We start from the raw sequence: 20946 nt of genomic DNA, 5'->3' as shown, positions 1-20946 counted from the left end.
CACTCAGGTCACGCGGCGTCGCGAAGTGTTAGGAAGCGCAACAAAGCCGCCGGGCCGGCTTTTCGCCCTCGGCGCGGGCCGCCGGGCGCGATCTCGTCTTCCTTCGTCACATACCCGTCGACCGGTCGACGGGTTGTCAGACTGGCTCTCAACACGAGCCGGTCGCCTCGTGTGAACCACCCCATCGCGGTGTGCCCGAGAGGCCAGGGAGCAGCCTGCAAAGCTGTGTACGCGGGTTCGATTCCCGCCATCGCGTCGCTCGCCCGCCGGGGCCTCTGGAGCGGCCCCGGAGCGCGCCGAACTTTCGGTCAGTCGTGCAAGATCAGACGCACAGGATCAGTCGCTCAGAATCAGGCGTGCTGCTCGGTCTTGGCCAGCTGCCGAGCGAGGTCTTCCGGCGACAGGTTGGCGTCGCGGAACGCATCCGTCAGCGGCAGCTGCAGGCGAAGGTCGGTGCCCAGGCAGAGCGCCGCGCTGCCGCTTTTAAGTTTGAAGTCGAGCACGTGACCGCCGCCGGTGCGGTCGTCGGTGATGAAGTGGGTGTGGCAGCCGGGCACGCCGATGCCCTGCTCGTAGAGCGGGGTGCGGAAGCCCACGAGGGAGCCGGACACGTCGTGCAACTCTACGATGGCGTCCTCGTCGGTGGCCTCCACCATTGGTCGGTACGGCTTCTCCTGCTTCACAACGGTGCGCATCCGGATCCACTCGAAGTCGCCATCGATGCGCAGCGCATACATGTAGTTCTCGGATGCCGTCATGTGGTCGATGAAGGCGGATGCCTCGGAGCGCACCACGTTGTCGGGCAGCTGGCTTTCGATGTGCGGCACGAAGTTCGTCACGACGGCGTACGGCGTGTAGGCGCTGAGGTCGGCCTTGGTCACGCCGCCGTCTGCGCGGAGCTGGTAGCACTTGCCGTCGACGATGAGCATTTCGCCGTCGAGCCCATTGAAGGTGCCGATGCCGAAACTGCCGTGTCCGAGCAGGTCGCGCACAGTCATCTCGCCCTCGTAGACGCCGTCGAGCAGGGCGCTCATCAGGCTGGTCTGGAAGATCTCGTGCCTGGAAACGGTGATGTCGTTCACAGCAGCACATCGCTTTCCAGGTCGGCCATAAGTTCGTCCCGGTTGTTGCGGTAGTCCACCCGCACGTCGATGATGCTCGGGCCGTCATCGCTCATGGCCTGCTCGAGCACCGCGGCGAAGTCATCCAGGTGCGTGACGCGGTAGCCGTGGGCGCCGAACGATTCGGCGTACTGCACGGCGTCGTAGTCGCCCAGCTGCACGCCGGAGGTACGGCCGTACTTGCCCTGCTGCTGGAACGCGACCATGTCGTAGGTGCCGTCGTTGAAGATGATGTGGGTGAACTTGGAGCCGAGCCGCACGGCGGTCTCCAGCTCCATGGCGGAGTAGAGGAAGCCGCCGTCACCGGACACCGAGACCACCGGGGTGCCTGGGCGCACCAGGGTCGCCGCGATCGCCCAGGGCAGAGCAACGCCGAGGGTCTGCTGGCCGTTGGAGAACAGCAGGGTGCGCGGGTGATAGGTACGGAAGTGCCTGGCCATGTAGATGTAGTGCGAGCCCACATCGCAGAGCACCGTGGTGTCGTCGGGCAGCAGGGCGCGCATCGCCAGGGTCAACTCGGCGGGATGCACCCCCTCGGACTCGTCGTCACGGTGGACGGGCAAGTCCGCTTCGGCCAGGCGGACCCGCTCGGTGGCGACGACCGCCGAGGCGGATGCCGACAGGGTGAGGCCGTCGATCTCGCGGGCGAGGGCATCCATGGTCTCGGCCACGTCGCCACGCAGCTCGACCGTGGGACGGTAGTAGTCGTCCAGGTCGGCCGAGAGCTCGTCGAGGTGGATGATGCGGCGCAGGTGGTCCTTGTTCCACTTGGACGGTTCGTATTCGACGAAGTCGTAGCCGATCGCCAGGATCAGGTCGGCCTTGTGCAGCAGCACGTCGCCGGGCTGATTGCGGAACAGGCCGACCCGGCCCAGGTAGTGCTCTTCGAGGTCGTGGGAGATGACACCCGCGGCCTGGAAGGTCTCGACGACGGGGAGCTTGGCGGCGCCGAGCAGCCGGTGCAGGGCCGCGACGGCCCGGTCGGAGCCGGACCGGGCGCCGGCGAGGATCACCGGGAACTGCGCCGTGCGGAGCAGGTCGGCGGCCTCGCGGATGCTCGCGGCCGGGGCGGCGCCGAGCTGCGGCACCCAGTGCGGGGTGGTCATCGACACCGTGGTCGAGTCGGTGAGCACGTCGTAGGGCAGCACCACGGCGGCGGCGCCCTTGGGCTCCTGCACCGCCTGGCGGAAGGCGTTGGCGATGGCCTCCGGCACATTGTTGGCGACGCTGACCTCGCCGGCGGACTTGGCTACGGCGGAGAGCATGCCGACGGCGTCCATCGACTGGTGGGTGCGCTTGAGCCGGTCACCGCGCGAGACGGCGCCGCAGATGGCGACCATAGGGTCGCCCTCGGTGGTAGCTGTGAGCAGCCCGGTGGCGAGGTTGGCGGTGCCGGGGCCGCTGGTGACGAGCACCACGCCGGGTTCCCCGGTGAGGCGGCCGACGGCGGCGGCCATGAACGCGGCGTTCTGTTCGTGGCGCACCACGATCATCTGCGGGCCACCATCGAGGAGGGCGTCGTAGACGGGGTCGATCTTGGCGCCGGGAACGCCGAAGACCCACTTGACACCGTAGGCCTCAAGGCATTCGACCACCCGGTCGGCCGAGCGACGGGGCGAGCCCAGCGCACCGGAGCCGAAGGCTCCGACCTTCTCATCCAAAACCGATGAATCCTGAGCCATGCCGTGCCTCCTGTAGTGCGGGTGAGCGCCGTGTGATGAACCGGCGTCTTCCACCAGCCTGCCCGCTCGATCGATAACGAACAACACAGATACCGGATGCCAATCATCTGCAGATCAGATCAGTCGGTGGAATGATGGAGGCATGGACCTCAGGCAGCTCGAATTCTTCAGCACCGTCGCCGGCGAGCTCAACTTCACCAGGGCGGCCGAGCGGCTCACGATCGCGCAGTCGGCAGTGTCGGCCGGAGTGCGGTCGCTCGAGAGTGAGCTCGGCGTCGAGCTGTTCGACCGCAGCCGCCGGCAGATCCGGCTCACGTCCACCGGAGAGCTGCTTCTACCGAAGGTGCGTGAGGCCCTCGATGCCGTGAACGAGGTGCGGGATGTGGCGCAGCAGTCCAGGCACGCCATCACCGGTTCCATCGTGATCGGGCTGATGACCTCGGTCACGCTCGTGAATGTGCCGCGGCTGCTCGGCCTCTACCGCAGTGCCCATCCGGGCGTGGGCGTGCGGCTGCGGGCGGCCCGACGCGGTTCGGCCGATCTCGTCGACGAGCTGGCCAGCGGCGAGCTCGACCTGGCGTTCCTGGCGCTCAGCGGGCCGGTGCCCGCGACGCTCTCGGCCGTTCCGATCGCCTCCTCCCCGATGGTGCTCGTGGTGCCTGCCGGGCATCCGCTCGCCGCGGCCCGTGGCGTTCAGCTGGGCGACCTGGGCGGGCAGGAGTTCATCGACCTGCCGCCCGGCTATGCGAGCCGGCAGATCGTGGATGATGCGTTCGCCGCCGCCGGAGTGGAGCGCCGGGTGATGATCGAGGTCTCCGACATCGGCACCGCCGCCGAGTACGTCACCAACGGCCTCGGCGTCGCCCTGCTGCCCGAGTTCGCCGCGCACGACGCCCTCAATGTGCGCCGCATCCCGGTGGCCCATGTGCCTGACTTCACCGTGTACCTGGCCGCAGCCCGCAAACGCCGGGCCTCCGCCGCCGTGCGCGCCTTCGTCAACCTGGCCCTCTCCGGCGAGTAGCCTGCCCGCTCGCCCGCCCGATGTGACCTGCGTGATGCGTTGTGCCCCCGGATGGGGACGACCGGCTGGCCGACCGACCGCCCCTGCCGCGCACCCCGCGTTAAGCTTGGGGTAAGGGGGAACAATGATGAAGACTTTTCGCCACCTGACCGGGGACAACGCGCACCAGCAGAAAGCCGCTGTGGGCGTGCTCGCCCCTCGCTCGCACCTTCGACGGCCCGCGGGTGCGCTCGTCGTCTCGGCGGTCCTGCTCCTCAGCGGCTGCGCCGGTGCGGCGCCCGCCGCGGAGGCCCCGTCCAGCGCCGCGCCGTCCCCGGCCACACCGGTGCCCACCGCCGTCGGCGCCTGCCCGGAGTCCGACGGACAGGGGCCCTGGGGCGATGTCATCGCCAAGGAACAGGTCACGGATGGCGCGGGCAGCTATTGCCGTACAACACTCGACACGGCGTCAGCCGGCGCCCGGTTCGACCCCGCGGTCGTTGATCTCGATTCCTTGGCCACGTACGGCTTCACCATCGAGGAGGCCGAGGCCGCACAGCGTGCGGCGCTCGTCTACGTGACGGAAGCGGGACTGGATTCAGCGCTCCTGGACGACTCCGCGACCGCCGACGCCACCTGGTTCGAGAGCGCGTCGCCGTGGTTCACGCCTGCGGCCCACACCGCCCTGGCGCCCCAGGTGGCAAGCTTCGGGCTCAGGGATGCCGGTGTCATCGTGTCCCAGAGCCTGCCGTCGCCGCTCACCCGGGACGGCGGTCCGCGGGCCATCAACACGGTCGTCGGCGTCGACAAGATCTTCGGCACCCTGAGCGTGGACCAACAGACCCCTCTGCTTCTGGTGCGTACGACCGTCACCGTCGACTACGCCGCCACCGATGCGGCCATCGTGGAAGCGGCCATCCGTGACGAGCGCGGGACCACGAGCCTGAGCGAGGACAGCCTGCGGGCGAGCACACCCACCCTGTTCGACGGTTCAGACGACGAAGGACTCGTGCTGGCCGGCGGCTTCAACGTGGGCTTCGCCTCCGGCGACCTGACGGCCATAGAGTACATCAGCGCCGCATGGACCCTGGCCACCGGCGACGGAGCACTGCAGATCGACGCCATCGAGCCCGAGCTGGACCCAAGCCTGCGCTAGCGCTGAGTTCGCCAAGACGCCGTCACGGCAACAGTCGCGGCGCACTCGCCGCTCTTCCTGGTCGCATTGCCGCGTGACACGATGGGTCCACACTGAGTAGTGAGGGGACCATGACGATCGACGTGCGCCCGGCCCATGATTTCGACGATATGGCGACGATGTTCGCGCCCAAGAAACCCGAATCGTCGGTGTGCTGGTGCCTCTCCTGGCGCCTGGACTCGAAGCAGAACCGGGCACTCACCGGCGTGGCCAGAGCCGACAAGGTGCGTGAGCTCTGCACCCGAGAGCTCGCCCCCGGCGTGCTCGCCCACCTCGACGGCGAGGTGGCCGGTTGGGCCGGCATCGCCCCACGATCCGAGCTGCACCCGTTCGCCACCTCCCGCAAGATCCCACACCTGGACGACCTGCCGGTGTGGTCGCTGTGGTGCCTCCGGGTGCGCCCTGGCTACCGCAAACAGGGCGTCACGCCGGCGCTGATCGCCGGCGCCGTCGACTACGCGCGGGCATCCGGCGCACCCTGCGTCGAGAGCTATCCCGTCGACAACGACGGCCAGCGGGTGGACCTCACCATGGCCTACGTCGGCACCCGGACCATGTTCGAGCGCGCCGGATTCACGAAGGCCGCCGACACCGACTCCGTGGCCGGCGGGTTCCCCCGCATCCTCATGCGGCTGATGCTCGACTGACGCCCCGGCGACCTGCTCCGGCTAGCCGCAGTACTCACTGTCCATGAGCGCGCTGTCGCGAACGACGATGGTGTCCACAACGCCGTCGGTGCTCAGCGCGAAGTTGATCCAGTGTCCGCTGCCGTCGGGGAGGGAATAGAACGGGGCATACCGGCCGTCGTTCTGCTCGATGTCGGGGTAGGCGGCCGTGATCTGGTCCAGGGTCGCACCGATTCCGATACCGGCACTGGTTGCGGGCGAGTTGGCGGCGACCGTGGGAGCGGAGCCCCAGGCCTGCAGCACGATCTGGTCGATGACCCCGGTGGCCGCCGGGTCGGGGAGCCAGATGCTGGGGAAGTCGGTCTTGTCGAGGGAAGTTACCCAGGGGCAGCCGTCCTGGAGGGTGGTGGTGAACGCGGTCGCCGAGGCGGCCTCGTCCGCCACATTCCCCTGCAGCGTCAGCGGTCCGATCCCGGTGTAGTCGATCACCCACGAGTGCGGATCGTCCAGGTTCAGCTCGGCCGGTGCGGGTGTGGCCGGTGTCGGCACCGCGGTCTCGGCGGGAGCGGTGGTTGGCGATGCAGCTGCCGGTTCGTCGCCGGCCGGCTCGCCCGCACATCCCGCAATGAGCATCACACCAACCGCGAGTGCAGCAATGGTGCCGTGTCTGTGGAACGCCGATGTTCTGTTGGTCATGTCTATCCCCCGGATGTCGATGCCTCAGACCTTACTCTTGGGGACCGGTTAATCACCAGATAAATGAACGATTATTGGCTGGCCCCCGGATGCCGCGGCAGCGCAGTGCCGTGCTCGGCCTCGAGCAACGCCGCGGCGCGGCGCCGATGGGCATCGAGGGTGCTCGGGTCCATTTTGTCCAGCAGCGAGACGACCATCCGGGTGCGGGGGTTGGCCGCGAAAACCGCGCGGTGGTCGTCGATGAACGTCCAGTACAGCCCGTCCCAGTCGGCCGTCCACTCTCCGGTGGGCAGGTCGGACATTTTTCGCAAGTAGTTGCTGCCCGACACATAGGGCTTGGTGGTAATCACATCGCCCGCGGCGAACTGGCTCATCGCGTACACGTTGGGCACCATCACCCAGTCGTACGCGTCGATGAACATCTCCATGAACCACTCGTAGACCGCATCCGGGTGGATCCGCAGCAGCGCCATGGCGTTGCCGAGCACCATCAGCCGTTCGATGTGATGCGCATACCCGGTGTCCAGCACGCGGGAGATGACCAGGTCCACCGGCGCCAGCCCGGTGCTCGCGTCCCACCAGCCGTCGCCGAGTGTGCGCTGGTGATCGAGACGGTTGGCGGTACGCATCGAGCGGCCGCTGGTTCGGTACGTGGCGCGCATGTACTCCCGCCAGCCGATCACCTGCCGCACGAACCCCTCCAGCGAGGCGAGCGGTGTGGTGTGGTCGGCACCGTCGAGCACGGCGCCGACGACCTCGCGCGGGTCCAGCAGCCCGATGTTCAGCGCGGCGGTCAGCAGACCGTGATTGATGAACGGATGCGTGCCGGAGATCGCGTCCTCATAGGGTCCGAAGTCGTGCAGGCGCTCGCGCACGAACTCCTGCAGGTGCGCGCGCGCTTCCTCAGCGCTGGTCGGCCAGGCGAACAGGTGCGGGTTGCCTGGGGCATCCGGGAACTCGGCGCTGACCCAGGCGATGGCCCTGTCGACCTCGGGCGGCACCTGGGTGTGGTCGGTATCCCCCATCAGTGCGTCGAGGTCGAAGGCCCCCTCCTGCTGCACGACGGGATGGCCCGCGAACCGGCCCACAACAGGGGCCGTGTACCCGCGCGGCAGCTTCTTGCGGTTCTCGGCATCGAACGACCATTTGCCGCCGACGGGCTTGCCGTGATCGACAAGGATCCCCAGCCGGCGGCGTTGCCACACATAAAAGTCCTGCATGCGAGAGCCGTTGTGGGCGAACCAGTCATCGATCTGGGCCCGGTCGGTGAGAAAGTTCGGGGTCTCCAGCACGTCGTCCGGGCGCATCCGGTATCCGCCGTCAGCGAGCCCGGCGAGCAGGTCCCGCTCGAGCCAGTCGTCGACCACGTCGAACCAGGTCACTCGTGCCGGCTTTCGGGTGCGCGTGAATTCGGCGAGCTGGTCGTGGGAGCTTCGGGTGGCGTTGCTCTGCAGCTCGACGACCTCGTGACCCTGCTCGCGCAGCCGGCCGGCGAACCGGGCCATCGACGCGCGATGCAGAACCAGCTTGTGCGAATGGAACCGGTACTGGCGAAAGAGTAGGTCGTGCTCTAAGAGCACGAACACGGTGTCTCCGGAGGCCTCGAGGTGTTGTTCGAACAACTGATGCGGCAGAACGAGACGCACATTCAGGCCGGGACTCATGGTGCCAACCATAGACGGGTCGCAGAGAGCCCTGGCACTCATCTTCGTCGCGCCGCTCCACAAGCTCGGCCGCCGAAATCGCTCAGCTCGCCGGCTCGAGGACCACCACGGCCGTCTGCATGGGCCGCCGACTGGCGTACCCATCCAGGTCCGTATCCAGCAGTCGCCATCGGTCCCAGAGCCGCTCCCTTTCCGCCCCCTCTGCCGCGTGGGCGACGACGGTGTGCCCTGTCCTGCCGGCAAGCTGCACCCTCGCCTCCGGATGCGCCTGGAGGTTCAGCCACCACGCGGGCTCGGCTGTGCCCCATCCGTTCATCGCCATTGTCACCAGATTCGGGCCGTCCTCGTAGTACCCCACAATCACCGATCGATCCTCGCCGCTGCGGCGACCGATAGTGGTCAGCCTCAGCGTGCCCCAGTTCTGATCACGAGGGCGCCACAGGCCACTCCGCCCTCCGGTGATCCGAACGAGCGCCCGGTGCACCTTCCAGAACAGCACAATGAACCATCGAGGCTGCAGGCGCGGCATGCGTCCGCTCGCTTCCGCCGAACCGCTGCTCTTCTCCACCTTGTATGCCGCCTTTCGCTGGAGTTGCCCCACGCTGCTCGCCAGACGAATCTGCTCACTAGAGTGGGGCGGCGGCGCGGCAGGAACTGACCCCAGGCTGGGGTGGTCGCCAGCGTATTACCGGCATGGGAGCTTGTCGATGGCCCTAGGGATTCGGAGCCAGGGTCGGACGCCGGCGCTACTGAGGCCAGGCACACGGTCGCCAGGCAACTCCGACGGAAGTTTGGCCAGAGGAGTCTGCGGTCGCCCATAGAATTAGTGCGTGACCTGAGGCGTCCCCCCACGCCAATGGCCACGTTGCGTCCCGCCGCGTCCCCCCACGCGGCGGGACGTTTTGGATGGAAGTGATCCATCTCAAACCCGTAGACGCTGAAGCGCGCCGGCCCCCCAAAGTCCTATCCCCTGATCCCAGCGCACCTCTGCCCTTATCCCCCCTTGGACATGTCTAAGCCTACCTCGTTCGGCACGGTGATCGTCACCCTGCGTACCGCCGATTCAGCTCCCTCTTAGGAGAGGTGCTGCGGCTGGTGCTACTCGTCCGTCCGGTCTGAGCCGCCGGGCAACCTGTCCTCAAGCAGCTTCGTGATTTCTCTGAGTGCATCCGGGGACGTATCCCCGAGGGTTCGGGCCGCAAAGTTGATTACTCGCTTGACTCGGATCATGCGGACCAACTCCAACTGAGAGTCGATCCGCTCCGGCAGGTCATCGTCGGACCCGAGCAGGTACTCCGGTGCGATCCCGAAAAAGTTTGCGATCTCAGTGAGCAGCCTCACATCACTGACCAGTGGACCTTCACCCCTGACCATGTACTGCCATCTGGCCCTCGAGAGCGAAACCTTGTTGGCTTTGAGACCGGCGGCGATCTCGCGGTAGGTATACGGAGTGTTTCCTTCCGCCACGACGACGTCGAGCAGCAGGTTCAGCTTGCGTGCGAGTTCCAGTTGTGGAGTGGGCAGCGGCGCCCCTGTCCCACCCGCTTCATTAGGCGTTTTGGTGCTCATCGGTCCTCGAGTCGTTTGTGGTCCGGTGAGATGCATCTGATGCCTGACGAATATGCTCCTCGATCCGCTGGATGAGCTTGGCTTCGCGAGCCGAGAGTGACTCGTCGGGATGGAGAAGGAGACAGTCACGAACCTCGACATAGCGGCGGTGGAGGTGTAAGGCGTGGCTCCCCCGAACGCAGAGCGCTACTCGTGATGTCGGTGCTTCAATGCTGAGCTCGGGACGGTCGGCCAGCAGACGCTCCCACAGCGGGGTGACCTTCCACAGCAGCCGCCGGCTTCTACCCGCATCGCTCAGGTTCCTGGAAACTCCGACCAACAGACGGAGACCGAGACCAACCGACAGGAGAACGGGCGCGAGAAGCGGGCAAGCCACCGACAAGAAATCAACTGTCACGCTGACCTGGGTGCCACCTGTCGCCCTGTTGATCGCTACACCCATCTGAACGACGACGTACAGCGATACGACTGCGCACCCGGCAGCGATGATCACGAGTGCTGCCTTGAGCGTGGTGTCCGACTGACGTTTGTAGTCCGTCGAGCACGCGACCATGGTCGAGATCGCAAGAACGATCAGCGCAATCCAGGTCGTGAAGCTGTAGACCAGCTGGCTCCAGTTGCCGGGGCCGCTGAACTGGATGTTGTCAATCTCCCAGCCGCTGCCGAAGAAGAGGGCAGCCTGAACGAGAATGAGTCCGGTCGCTCCCCAAAGTGCAATTCGCTTACGCTTCGAGGTTAGTCCGGCCTTTGAGACAGCGGCCTGGATGAGGCAGTCGAACAGCGACACACAGATGATCGCTGTCGCGTGGAAGATGAAATACGTCACGTCGACTCCGCCCAGGAGGCCGTCGACGAATGCATACGGACCGTCGGCGATCAGCGACATTGTGACGGCGAAGGCCACCATGAACCAGAAGAGCAGACGCCGTTTTGCGCGGAGCGCGCTGGGTACAAGCAGAAGGGTCGTGCCCCACAGGGCTGCGAGCACCGCGTATTCGATAAGCGCGAACATCAGAGAATCTGCCCGAATCCGGTCTCGGCTCCGCGCCTGCTCGTGGATGCGTCCTTCCGAAGGATCATCGCAAGCTCGTCCCCGATAGCCTCCGCCATTGCTTCCTCCTCATCGGTGAAGCTGCTTCTGGAGAGCGCAGAGACGATGGCGTTCATCGGCACGAGGGGTGCGAGAAGTGCAACCCCGTCGGCCGGCATGATCATCTTCTTGTGGTTGAGGATCATGTGTCCGAATTCATGATTCACGAACTGCTGCCGGTGGACGGCCGAGTCTGTCGGCGCGTAGTAGATCCGCTCGAATTCTTCACCGGCCACCTCAAGCCAGAGCGCGCAGATTCCACTATCGATCATTCCCTGTGGCGCCTGCACGATGACGATCTTCTTCTTGCGGAGCTGCTCCATATGGTGGTGCAGGATTTCCGAGTTCACGGGGCGTGGCAGGTCTATCTCCTGCACCAGCTGTTGAGCGCGTTGTTGCCGTGCTGCGTAGTCCACTTTGGATCCGATTCTCGTATCTATACGCCTTGTGCCCTAGCCGGATCCAGCGCACCTGAGACATGTATGACTGCCGTCAGCATGTGATTGTTGAAGCTCTCCATGATAGCCGCGAGCCGGCGCCGACGGCGTGTACGAGGTACTCAGAGCTGACTTACACGAGGGCCATCTGCCCCGCAATCAGAACAATGGCGGCCGGCCTCGCTCAAGGACGCCAGGCTCGCCCACGGGTTCGTTGCGCTTCTTCAGCATCCCCCGGGATTCGTACGGTTGCACGATGAGGATCCCTCCCGTCGCACCACTTTCGTACGCCTCCACGAAGATGGCGTCCATCCGTCGCCCGGTGTGGTTACTGAAACCGTCCCATGCCACGACGGCTCGAGCCGATTCCGGACTTTCTTGGACAAGCCAGCGCGTGGCCGCCAGCATCTCTTCGATCCGATCAGCTACGGCTCGAACCAGCCGTCTGCCGGATGAGCCCTCCGTGAGGGCGAAGGGCATCAGTGGACCACGCGGTTGGATGGACCGGAAGGCGTGATCCATGGCGGCCGCCGCGAGGGCGTGGAGTTCGTTCGGATCATCCGCGTGGCTGGACATGCCCAGAGCCTAGTGACCTCCGGGCCCCCACAGACCCCCGAGTCATCCCCACTTCAGGGCTGAAACGCGGCCAGATGATAGTAGTTCAGGCACGCGCTACACATTGATATCCCTTCCGTATGGCGCGGAGTGGATAGCCAACGATGCGCGACGTCACTCCGCATGGCCTCTTGCGACATCGACACTTCGGACGCTGGCCTCCACGGCATTCCGAAGTCGAATCACCGGTCCCGCGAGCGGGAAACGCGTACCCAGTTCGCACACGGTTTAGTTGAGCCTCGTCGCGTTGTGTCGCACGGGGGCATCGTGTCGGGCGGCTTGGCGTCAGCCCACTCGCCATAACCGTCCGAGTCGACGGCTTCACACGCCTGCGTCCACAGCCGCGGGGCGGGCTCGTAGGTGTTCATGAACATTTCGCAATCGCAACAACACGCGCCCATCGCCGAGAGCCGCGCGAGCAGCGCGGTGGCGCGTGGGGCAACGCAATCTCGATAGTGCGATGCGAATCGGTGGGTGCCGTTGCACCCGAACTCGTCGAGTTGGCGAGCCACGAAGCAGACGAGACATTCGCCGGCTGTGGGAGTCATGAGCGTCGAGGCGACATCGTGAAGGATCCGCTCGGCCTGTTCGGTGATCGATGTGCGTTCCATGCGGACACCGTGCCACGAACCACAGACATCGGTCCAGAAGTGCACGAGCCGGGCCGCGGCGACTCGGACGCAGCCTGCCAGTGGTGCGGTCACAGAGAGACGCAGCGCAGCCGAACTGACCGGCTGCGCTGCGTTTCTGGCCAGCAAGAACTACACGTTGAAGCGGAACTCCACCACGTTACGCGACCGAACAGCATGATGGGCTAGCCCGTTCGACGAACGCAGTCTGGATTGAAGAACGACTGGTCTGGCCTTGCTCGGGCCGCCCCTTGGCTTGTCGATTTCGAATCGATAGGCCATTCATCGGTATGGGCGACAGCACCGGGATTGCATCTCATCGCGCTTCAGACAATTCCGACCGTTCCGACAACTTTTGGACCCCTCGGCGGAAGTCGATTGCCATCAAGACGAGAGCGAGCAACATGACGGCCGCACTGGTGCCGGCGATGAACATCCCGCCTTCGACTAGGAACGGCGGACTACACGTCTCCAGTAGCTGTAGCACCCACGGAGTGTCGGCGAGGCGGGCCTCAAACTGATTAATGGTTGCATTGCACCCAGGTGGCTTGCCGGACGTCGAAGTCGCGACGCTGCGCGAAACGGAAGCGTATAGCCCCCTGGGATCGATCCCATTCGTTCCGAGTGCGACCAGCACCATAACGAAAATCGCCGGTGCGAGTAACCAACGGATTATGAGATTTTCCGCTCTGCGGCACAGAACGACGACCGAAACCGTCAAGCCGATTCCGTAGCCCACTATGGCACCTGCTGCGGGAATATCGATGAGCAACTGCGGTGAGATCGTGGCCGTTAAGTCAGAATCGGTCCCTGGGGAGGTAGAAAGTGGTAGGAGCTGATTCAGCACAGGCAGCATAGCGGCGGTCACGACGCCTGCCGCCGTTCCATAGCCAGTCCACGTCGCAACAACACGAAAAGCGCCAGCGATATCAAGACCAACGAGGAGCACGCGCGCAAATCGCATCATTGTCAGAATGAGCAGGCTCAACGCCACTGCCGTCGTGATGCAGGAAACGACAAGCAACGCGTTGTAGCCGACGATCAGCGAGAGAACTCGCTGATCCACGACTGACCCTCCACGAATAGCAGATATGAAAATCCACGCCATCAGCACGGGGAGAATCGCGAGACCCGATCCATAGGCGAGCAAGATGGTACGGGGAGCGAGGACCCTATCCATCACATCAATTCCGATTCGAAACTCAGACCATCCAGTTGGAGCAATGACTCGCGCACCTTGTCTTAAACCCAATGAGGCTCGTCGGGATGTTGCCTGGGCGTGGCACAGAATAAGGCTTCGTAGGCCGTTGACCCGGGATTTGCGCACGGCAGCCGTGGTTCGGTTGGCAACCCATACGGTGCTCACGCTGACCAGAACTAGCATGCCAAGAATCGGCAGAAAGGATGGGTCAGCTCCAAACACATAGGCAAACACGATTGCAGCGCCGGTGAGCCAGGCACACATTCTCGCGACCTCGCGCACCCAAAGTATCCAGATCACGTCTTTCCCCGGGCCCCCGTGCCGATACCACTTAGCAAACCCCCCTCCGCCGACAAGGACCAGCCCGACACCCATTGCAATTAGGAACCCCATGCGTGTCATCCTTGCGCAACCTACCGACACCACGTCGTAACTCGTGGCGTCGGCGACGGCAACACCAGCTTTCTGAAACCTGCCAGCCGCTGTCCGGCAATGCAAAAACGGCCCAACTCTGTCGAGTTGCGCCGTTTCTCTATGCGTAGAACTAAACGTTGAAGCGGAACTCCACGACGTCGCCGTCCTGCATGACGTATTCCTTGCCCTCGATGCGGGCCTTGCCCTTGGCGCGGGCTTCGACAACGGAACCGGCGTCGATGAGGTCCTGGAACGCGAAGACCTCGGCCTTGATGAAGCCCTTCTGGAAGTCGGTGTGGATGACTCCGGCGGCCTGCGGGGCGGTCCAACCCTTGTGAATGGTCCAGGCCCGCGTTTCCTTGGGGCCGGCGGTGAGGTAGGTCTGCAGCCCGAGAGTGTCGAAGCCGATGCGGGCAAGCTGGTTCAGCCCGCTCTCCTCTTGGCCGGTGGAGGCCAGCATCTCGGCGGCGTCTTCTTCGTCGAGTTCGGCGAGCTCGGATTCGAGCTTCGCGTCGAGGAACACGGCGTTGGCCGGGGCGACGAGGGCGGCCAGCACGGCGAGCTTCTCGGCATCCTGCAGCACGGCCTCGTCGACGTTGAAGACGTAGATGAACGGCTTGGTGGTGAGCAGGCCGAGTTCGCGGATGGGCTCGACGTCGATCTTCGATGCCGACAGCGGCTTGCCGGTGTCGAGGAAGGTCTGCGCCTCGAGCGCGGTCTTGAGAACGCTCGGGTCGAGCTTGCGACCCTTGGTCTCCTTCTCGTACCGCACGATCGCCTTTTCGAGCGTCTGCAGGTCGGCGAGCACGAGCTCGGTGTTGATGGTCTCCATGTCGCCGGCCGGGTTGACCGCACCGTCGACGTGCACCACGTCGGGGTCGGCGAAGCCGCGGATGACCTGCGCGATGGCGTCGGCCTCACGGATGTTGGCGAGGAACTTGTTGCCCAGGCCCTCACCCTCGCTGGCGCCGCGCACGATGCCGGCGATGTCGACGAACGACACCGGGGCCGGCAGCAGACGCTCGCTGCCGAACACCTTCGCCAGCTTCGCCAGGCGGTGGTCGGGCAGGTTGACGATGCCAACGTTGGGCTCGATGGTGGCGAACGGGTAGTTCGCCGCGAGCACGTTGTTCTTGGTCAACGCGTTGAAGAGGGTGGACTTGCCAACATTGGGCAGTCCGACGATTGCAATAGTAAGAGCCACGAGAGTCCATGGTACCGGCTCAGCCCGTTCGGCGTTCTGCCGCGTCGTTTCGCGCCACGCCCGGGCCGGTCGGCGGAGGTGCGGATGCCAGCCGGCGCGGCGATGTCGGCGGCGCGTGAGACCATGAGGCGTGCCCGTCAACTTCACCGCCATCGATTTCGAAACCGCCAACTCCTCAGCTGCCTCGGCCTGCTCGGTGGGATTGGTGAAGGTGCGCGACGGCGTCGTCGTCGACAAGATCGGCTGGTTCATCAAGCCGCCGCTCGGCCACGACCTGTTCCAGGAGTGGAACATCAAGATCCACGGCATCTATCCGGAGCAGGTGGCAAGCGCCCTCAGCTGGTCGCAGCAGCTACCCAACCTGGTCGCCTTCGCCGACGGTGACGTACTCGTGGCGCACAACGCGGGCTTCGACCTGGGCGTGATCAAGACCGCATCCACGATCACGGGCATGACGGTGCCCGACTTCCGCTACGTCTGCAGCCTGCAGGTGGCCCGCAAGACCTACCACCTCGACTCCTACCGGCTGCCGGTCGCGGCGATGGCCGCCGGGTTCGAGGACTTCTCACACCACAATGCCCTCGCCGACTCCGAGGCCTGCGCGGCGATCATGATCCACGCCGCCGACCGGCACGGCGCCGACACCATCGAAGACCTGGCCCGCATCTGCGGCGTCAACATGGGCGTCATCGGCCCGGTCGCCACCCAGGAACACCGCGCCGCGCACGGCCCGATGGCGCTGAACTAGCCGGCACCGCCAGCTCCCGGGGTCCGGCCCGCACGACGCGCGTGCGGCCTGCCGGCCGTGTCGGTGGTCGCTGTCAGACTGGCCGCATGGACCTCCTCGCGCTTTTCTTCGGCCTCCTTCTCGGTGCTGTGCTCGGCGCTCTCGTGAGCGTTGTGCTCCTGCAACGCCGTCAGTCGGCCGGCCCGGCCGGCGCCGACCCGGCCGTGCTCGAGGCCCGGCACCAGGTGGCGCTCGCCGAGAGCCGCGCCAGGGAGGCAGGCGTGCAGTCGCTGTTGCGGGAGGAACTCGCCTCGATGCAGGCCACCGCAGACGGACTGCGCGACCAGATCGCCGACCAGAAACGGCAGTACCGGGACATCGTCGACCGGCAGCGCGACGACCAGGCCGCCCGCACCGAGCGCGAACGGCAGGAGAGCGAGGTGCTGCAGGCCCTCGCCCCGGTGAAAGACAGCCTGGTCAGCATGCAGCAGAAGGTCGCCGAGCTCGAGAAGCAGCGCAGCCTTCAGCACGGTGAGCTCACCGAGCAGCTGCGCTCGGCCACCGAGTCAGAGGAGCGTCTGCGCAGCACGGCAGAGTCCCTCGCCTCGGCGCTCCGCGCCAACAACACCCGCGGTGTCTGGGGCGAGACCCAGCTGCGCAGCGTCGTCGAGGCGGCCGGTCTCATCGAGCGGGTCGACTTCGACGTGCAGTCCAGCATCCACTCGGATGCCGGAGCCGGCCGGCCCGACATGGTGGTGCACCTGCCCGGCGGCAAGAACATCGCCGTCGACGCCAAGGTGCCGTTCACCGCGTTCCTCGAGGCCAGCCAGATTCCCGCGACGGCGACCGGTGCGGATGGCGCCCAGCGCGCCGTGTTCATGAAGGCGCACGTCAAGGCCGTGCGCGACCACGTCACGGCGCTGGGCAGCAAGGCGTACTGGCAGGGCCTCGACGCCTCCCCCGAACTCGTGATCGCGTTCATCCCCAGCGAATCGCTGGTGTCCTCCGCGCTGGAGGCCGACCCGTCGCTGATGGAGTTCGCGTTCAGCAAGCGCGTGGCGCTGGCCTCCCCCGTCACACTGTGGTCGGTGCTGAAGACCGTGGCGTTCAGCTGGCAGCAAGACGTGCTCACCCACGACGCCCAGGTGCTCTTCGACCTCAGCCGCGAGTTGTACTCCCGGCTGGCCACCACCGCCACCCACATTGAAAAACTCGGCCGCGCGATCGAACGCACGGTCAAGGACTACAACGGGTTCGTCGGCTCGATGGAACGTCAGGTACTGCCGACTGCCCGCAAGCTCAACGCCCTCGACGAGTCGAAGGTGCTGGCCCCGTTGGTGGGCATCGAGGAATCCCCTCGCGAGCTGGTGGCCTACGAGTTCGTGGCCGCGCTGGAGACCGACGCCCTGGAAGCGATCCCCACCCGGGACTGAGCCGCTCGCGCCGGAACGCGAGTCGTACGTCGGGCCGCCGCTATGGGATGGCGCGAGCCGTGCGTTCGAGGTCGGATACCGGCTGCTCGCGCTGGGTGGCGATCGCCGCGCCGGCGGCGGCGCAGACCACCAGGATGGCGATCTGCTGCTGCAGCAACAGGTTCTCCCCGAGCACGAGCACCCCGAAGACCGCCGCGACAACCGGGCCGAAGCTGGTGATGATGGCGTAGAGCCTCGGGGTGATCCGGCGCAGGATGAAGGTGTCCAGGGTGTACGGGAACGCCGACGACAGCACGCCCACCGCCACGAGCAGCCCGATCACACCCCAGTTCAGCTTCGAGTAGTCCACCGTGACCACGGCCAGGGGAACGAGCAGCACCAGGCTGACCAGGCTGGCGATGGTGATGCCTTCCAGGCCCGGCAGCTGCGTGGCCACCCGGCGGGTGAGCAGGATGTATCCAGCCCAAGCCGCCGCGGCGGTGAGCGCGAGGGCGATGCCGATCGGGTCTAGCGTGCCATCCGACCAGGTGAGCAGGAACACCCCGGCGGCGGCCGCGGCCGCGCAGACGAAGTCGAGGAACCGGCGGGACGCGGCCAGCGCCACGGCGAACGGGCCGAGGAACTCGATGGTCGCGGCCACGCCCAGGCCGAGCCGGTCGACCGACTCGTAGAAGGTGAGGTTCATCACCGCGAGCACCACGCCGAGCATCAGCGCGGGCCACAGCCGGGCCCAGGTGAACGTGACGAACTTGGGCCGGTAGAACGGCAGCACGGTGATCGCCATCACCAGTTGGCGCACGGCCACGACCACGGGTGAGCCGACCATAGGGATGAGTAGACCAGCCAGCGACGAGCCGTAGTTGATGGTCACCTCGGTGACCAGTTGGGCTCCAGCTCCGGTGAGGCGGTCACGCTTGGCTGTCACTGTTCTCCCTCGCCGACCGGATGCGGTACTCCGACGACATTACCGGCCGACTGTCCGCCGCTCGCCCCGTGCCGCGCCGGGTCGGCTGCGCCGGTAGCCACCGGCGAAGGCCGCTCCTGTCGGAGCGGCCTTCGCTGGTCGTCAGGCGCCGGCCTGAACGCCTCGGTTAGAGGACACCGTGACGGCGACGACGGACCACCACGAGCACTCCGCCCGCAGCCAGCAGCAGCGCGGCGATACCCACCAGCGGAGCCACCTGCGCCCCGGTGGAGGCGAGGAGGCCGCCTACGGCCGCGGCAACTCCCGCTGCCACACCGTTGGTGGGGCCGGTTCCCGGTACCGCTCCGGCCGGCGCAGGCGTCGGAGCAACCGTGGGCGCCGGTGTCGTGCCTGCCGCGGCGACGGTCAGCACTGACGACACCGAGACACCGGTCTGGGCGCCGGTGAGGGTGACCGTGTACTGCCCGGGAGCGGTCGGGGCGGTTCCGACGATCACAGCCCGGCCATCGATGACGTCGACGACGCCGAGCGGGTCAGTCGAGGCGGAGCTGCTGACCTCGCTGGTGGCGCGCCAGTCGGCGGCCAGCCCCGCACCAGTGGCAGTGAATGCCGCCCCCGGTGCGACGGCCGCCTGGTCCAGGGTGAGGGTCGCCGCGGCGCTGAGGGACCTGAGGTTCGTGTTCAGGGCCAACGCGTTGGACGAGGTGAAGAACAGATCAGTCTGGTCGGTCAGGCCAAGCACGTTCGCGGCGCCGGGGCCGTACCCGGCGATCCGTACCTGGGAGCCGGTGTGCTGCTGCGATTCGCCGGCTTCTGCCGTGCCGTAACTCACGAGCATGGGCGAGCCTTCCTCGGTGGTCAGCGCGACGCTGAGGCCGGGCGGGGTCGAACCCACGATCTGGCTGGTGTGGGCGTGGTCGGCAGTGACCACGACGAGGGTGTTACCGTCGGCCTTGGCGAATGCGAGGGCAGACTGCACGGCCTCATCGAGGTCGATGGTCTCGCCGATCTGGCCGCAGGCATCCGCGGCGTGGTCGCGCTTGTCGATGCTGGCACCCTCAACCTGCAGGAAGAAGCCCTGCTCGCTGTCGGCTGACAGCAGGTCGATGGCCTTATCGGTCAGGGAGGCCAGCGAGAGACCGGTGTCCAGCCGTTCGGGGTTCGCCGTGCAGGAGACCGGAGCGAGGTCACCGCCGCCGACGCTGGCTTCGGGGCCGATCCAGCGGGTGGGGAAGTTGCCCGGAGTGAAGAGTCCGAGCACCGGGGCGCTCTGGTCGGCCGCGGTGACGGCGTCGAGACCTGCCGCGTCGCTCACCAGCTGGTAGTCGCGGTCGGCGGCCTGCTCGAACAGGGTCTGGCCGGCCCAGTCGCCGGCGACGGCCTTCTCAGTGAAGGTGGCCGACCCACCGCCCAGCACCACGTCTGGACGGAGGGTGAGCAGTTGCTCGGAGATCGAGCCCAGCCCACCGTTCTCGAGAGCCTCGGCGGCGCAGTTCGCCGTGGTCTTCACCGGTCCGTAGCAGCCCCGGGCCGAGATGTGGGCAACCTGGGCGCCCGGGGTAGCGTCCTGGATTTCCGCGGTCGAGACGTTACCGGTGCGCAACCCGTTCGCCTTGGCCAGTTCGAGCAGGGTCGACTGAGGAGTGCCTGCGATGTCCACCGAGAGTGCCCCGTTGTTCGTCTTGGTGCCGGTCGACCAGCCGCTGGCAGTCGATGCAGATTCCGACGCGTAGTTCGGGGTGCCGTCCTTGTTGAGCGCGTAGGTCGTGTATTGGCCGGTCAGCGGCAGCGCGTCGATCCCGGCGAACGCGCCCGCGGCGCCCTCGGCGTAGTTGCGGGCGACCGTGATCTCGCTGTCGCCCATGCCGTCACCGATCAACAGGATGACGTTCTTGGCCGGCCCGTCCACGATGGACTCGCGAACCGCGGCGGTCTTGTCGCCGTCGTTGCGGGCGGCCCCACCGTGGTCATCGGTGGCGGCATAAGCGCCGAGCGGCGCCAGGATGCTGACACCGGCGATGAGGCCGGTCGCTGCGGCCATGAGCGCGCTGCGCCGGGGCCGTCGGATGGATGACTTGGACGAACGGAACACGGCGTTTCCCCCTGGACTTGGTGTCTCGGTGTTGATTCCGGTTCGAAAGCAACGATTACAAGGCAACCCGGCTGGCAGAGACACCGCCTGAACCGGCGGTGAACAACATACGAACCTCGCCCCGGTGCGCGGGAGGACTCGGTGAGAGGGAGGAGCAGCTCAGTGGAACACCGAACGGGCCACCACCGTCACCTCAATGGGCAGGCCGTCCGGCACGAACAGGGTGAGTACTGGCGGGCGCCACCAGGCCCGCAGGGTCACCGTGGCGCTCTGCCCGTCGGCAGTCTCGGCGCCGGCGAGCACCAGGTTTTCAATTCCGGGGTGCGGTGCGGCAGCAAGATAGGCCGTTGCCGCCGCACGGATCTCGGGGCTCGTCAGGGCGGCGTGGAGTTCGCCGGCCTCGATCGCGACGGAGTCGAGGGTGAACGATTCGGCAGCGGCGAGCGCCGCGCCATCCGCCAACGTGAAGAGTTTCTTCCGCTCCAGATAGAGGCTCGTGGCCGCGACCACGATCAGCACCACCAGGAGCGCCAGGAAACCGTAGAAGATGGTCAGCAGCAGGACCGATCCCTCCTCCCCCTCCGCGCCGCGGGCGGCACGGCCGGCCCTCCTGCACCTCATCGCCC

General features: G+C 66.3%; 20 protein-coding genes and 1 tRNA gene. 6 read left to right on the top strand and 15 right to left on the bottom strand.

All coding sequences use genetic code 11. The annotated features are described in order from the left end of the window. The first annotated feature begins 185 nt into the window (after positions 1-185). Positions 186-256, top strand: a tRNA-Cys gene (locus E3T61_RS11055). A 94-nt stretch (positions 257-350) separates the two neighbouring features. Here E3T61_RS11055 and budA read toward each other — a convergent pair. Both budA and alsS read right to left on the bottom strand, forming a co-directional pair. Beyond that, positions 351-1082: an acetolactate decarboxylase gene (gene budA, locus E3T61_RS11050; RefSeq protein WP_241992514.1), complete on the bottom strand. Its 732-nt coding sequence runs from the start codon at positions 1080-1082 to the stop codon at positions 351-353. Then, positions 1079-2803 carry an acetolactate synthase AlsS gene (gene alsS, locus E3T61_RS11045; protein WP_134640906.1) on the bottom strand — a complete coding sequence of 575 codons (1725 nt, stop codon included), beginning with the start codon at positions 2801-2803 and terminating at the stop codon, positions 1079-1081. Before alsS ends, budA begins: the two co-directional genes overlap by 4 nt. A gap of 142 nt (positions 2804-2945) precedes the next feature. On the opposite strand from alsS, the gene E3T61_RS11040 reads away from it, so the two are divergent. The 3 genes from E3T61_RS11040 to E3T61_RS11030 all read left to right on the top strand — a co-directional run bounded on the left by E3T61_RS11040 (position 2946) and on the right by E3T61_RS11030 (position 5645). Continuing rightward, positions 2946-3824, top strand: a complete 879-nt coding sequence (locus E3T61_RS11040) for a LysR family transcriptional regulator (RefSeq protein ID WP_134640905.1) — start codon at positions 2946-2948, stop codon at positions 3822-3824. A gap of 124 nt (positions 3825-3948) precedes the next feature. Continuing rightward, positions 3949-4959, top strand: coding sequence for a hypothetical protein (locus E3T61_RS11035; RefSeq protein WP_134640904.1), 1011 nt, complete (start codon positions 3949-3951; stop codon positions 4957-4959). Positions 4960-5069: 110 nt separating this feature from the next. Next, the gene (locus E3T61_RS11030) at positions 5070-5645 is read left to right on the top strand and encodes a GNAT family N-acetyltransferase (RefSeq protein ID WP_134640903.1); all 576 of its coding nucleotides are present in this window, start codon (positions 5070-5072) and stop codon (positions 5643-5645) included. A 21-nt stretch (positions 5646-5666) separates the two neighbouring features. On the opposite strand, the gene E3T61_RS11025 is transcribed toward E3T61_RS11030, so the two are convergent. From E3T61_RS11025 to ychF, 10 genes are all read right to left on the bottom strand, one after another. Beyond that, entirely contained in the window at positions 5667-6320 is a 654-nt protein-coding gene (locus E3T61_RS11025) for a hypothetical protein (RefSeq protein WP_134640902.1), read from the bottom strand. Between the two features lie 71 nt (positions 6321-6391). Continuing rightward, the gene (locus tag E3T61_RS11020) at positions 6392-7984 is read right to left on the bottom strand and encodes a cryptochrome/photolyase family protein (protein ID WP_134640901.1); all 1593 of its coding nucleotides are present in this window, start codon (positions 7982-7984) and stop codon (positions 6392-6394) included. Positions 7985-8066: 82 nt separating this feature from the next. After that, entirely contained in the window at positions 8067-8552 is a 486-nt protein-coding gene (locus tag E3T61_RS11015) for a nitroreductase/quinone reductase family protein (RefSeq protein WP_241992513.1), read from the bottom strand. Positions 8553-9082: 530 nt separating this feature from the next. Then, complete coding sequence (locus E3T61_RS11010) at positions 9083-9553, bottom strand: hypothetical protein (protein ID WP_134640900.1); 471 nt, start codon at positions 9551-9553, stop codon at positions 9083-9085. Then, positions 9534-10565, bottom strand: a complete 1032-nt coding sequence (locus tag E3T61_RS11005) for a DUF6545 domain-containing protein (protein ID WP_134640899.1) — start codon at positions 10563-10565, stop codon at positions 9534-9536. Before E3T61_RS11005 ends, E3T61_RS11010 begins: the two co-directional genes overlap by 20 nt. Continuing rightward, positions 10565-11059, bottom strand: a complete 495-nt coding sequence (locus tag E3T61_RS11000; RefSeq protein WP_134640898.1) for an ImmA/IrrE family metallo-endopeptidase — start codon at positions 11057-11059, stop codon at positions 10565-10567. The genes E3T61_RS11005 and E3T61_RS11000 overlap by 1 nt, the downstream gene beginning before the upstream one ends. A gap of 180 nt (positions 11060-11239) precedes the next feature. Then, positions 11240-11656, bottom strand: coding sequence for a hypothetical protein (locus tag E3T61_RS10995; RefSeq protein WP_130176476.1), 417 nt, complete (start codon positions 11654-11656; stop codon positions 11240-11242). A 221-nt stretch (positions 11657-11877) separates the two neighbouring features. Further along, positions 11878-12306, bottom strand: a complete 429-nt coding sequence (locus E3T61_RS10990) for a DUF2695 domain-containing protein (protein ID WP_134640897.1) — start codon at positions 12304-12306, stop codon at positions 11878-11880. Positions 12307-12640: 334 nt separating this feature from the next. Beyond that, positions 12641-13825, bottom strand: a complete 1185-nt coding sequence (locus E3T61_RS10985; protein WP_134640896.1) for a hypothetical protein — start codon at positions 13823-13825, stop codon at positions 12641-12643. Between the two features lie 244 nt (positions 13826-14069). After that, on the bottom strand, positions 14070-15143 hold the full coding sequence (gene ychF, locus E3T61_RS10980; protein ID WP_134640895.1) for a redox-regulated ATPase YchF: 1074 nt from the start codon (positions 15141-15143) through the stop codon (positions 14070-14072). A gap of 130 nt (positions 15144-15273) precedes the next feature. Here ychF and E3T61_RS10975 point away from each other — a divergent pair, with 130 nt between their 5' ends. Together E3T61_RS10975 and E3T61_RS10970 are read left to right on the top strand one after the other, a co-directional pair. Beyond that, positions 15274-15891: an exonuclease domain-containing protein gene (locus tag E3T61_RS10975; protein WP_134640894.1), complete on the top strand. Its 618-nt coding sequence runs from the start codon at positions 15274-15276 to the stop codon at positions 15889-15891. Positions 15892-15977: 86 nt separating this feature from the next. Next, positions 15978-17303: a DNA recombination protein RmuC gene (locus E3T61_RS10970; RefSeq protein WP_134640893.1), complete on the top strand. Its 1326-nt coding sequence runs from the start codon at positions 15978-15980 to the stop codon at positions 17301-17303. A 40-nt stretch (positions 17304-17343) separates the two neighbouring features. Here E3T61_RS10970 and E3T61_RS10965 read toward each other — a convergent pair whose 3' ends face one another. The 3 genes from E3T61_RS10965 to E3T61_RS10955 all read right to left on the bottom strand — a co-directional run bounded on the left by E3T61_RS10965 (position 17344) and on the right by E3T61_RS10955 (position 20941). Continuing rightward, positions 17344-18228, bottom strand: coding sequence for an EamA family transporter (locus E3T61_RS10965; RefSeq protein WP_134640892.1), 885 nt, complete (start codon positions 18226-18228; stop codon positions 17344-17346). Between the two features lie 166 nt (positions 18229-18394). Continuing rightward, the gene (phoA, locus tag E3T61_RS10960; protein WP_134640891.1) at positions 18395-20269 is read right to left on the bottom strand and encodes an alkaline phosphatase; all 1875 of its coding nucleotides are present in this window, start codon (positions 20267-20269) and stop codon (positions 18395-18397) included. A 210-nt stretch (positions 20270-20479) separates the two neighbouring features. After that, positions 20480-20941 (bottom strand): pilus assembly protein TadG-related protein, encoded by a 462-nt coding sequence (locus tag E3T61_RS10955; RefSeq protein WP_134640890.1) that lies wholly within the window; start codon positions 20939-20941, stop codon positions 20480-20482. Positions 20942-20946: the final 5 nt, after the last annotated feature.

Origin of the sequence: Cryobacterium lactosi, from assembly GCF_004403945.1 — a bacterium.
Classification (GTDB): domain Bacteria; phylum Actinomycetota; class Actinomycetes; order Actinomycetales; family Microbacteriaceae; genus Cryobacterium; species Cryobacterium lactosi.
Note: the sequence above shows the minus strand (reverse complement) of the source record. Positions and strands in the feature narration are given on the sequence as shown.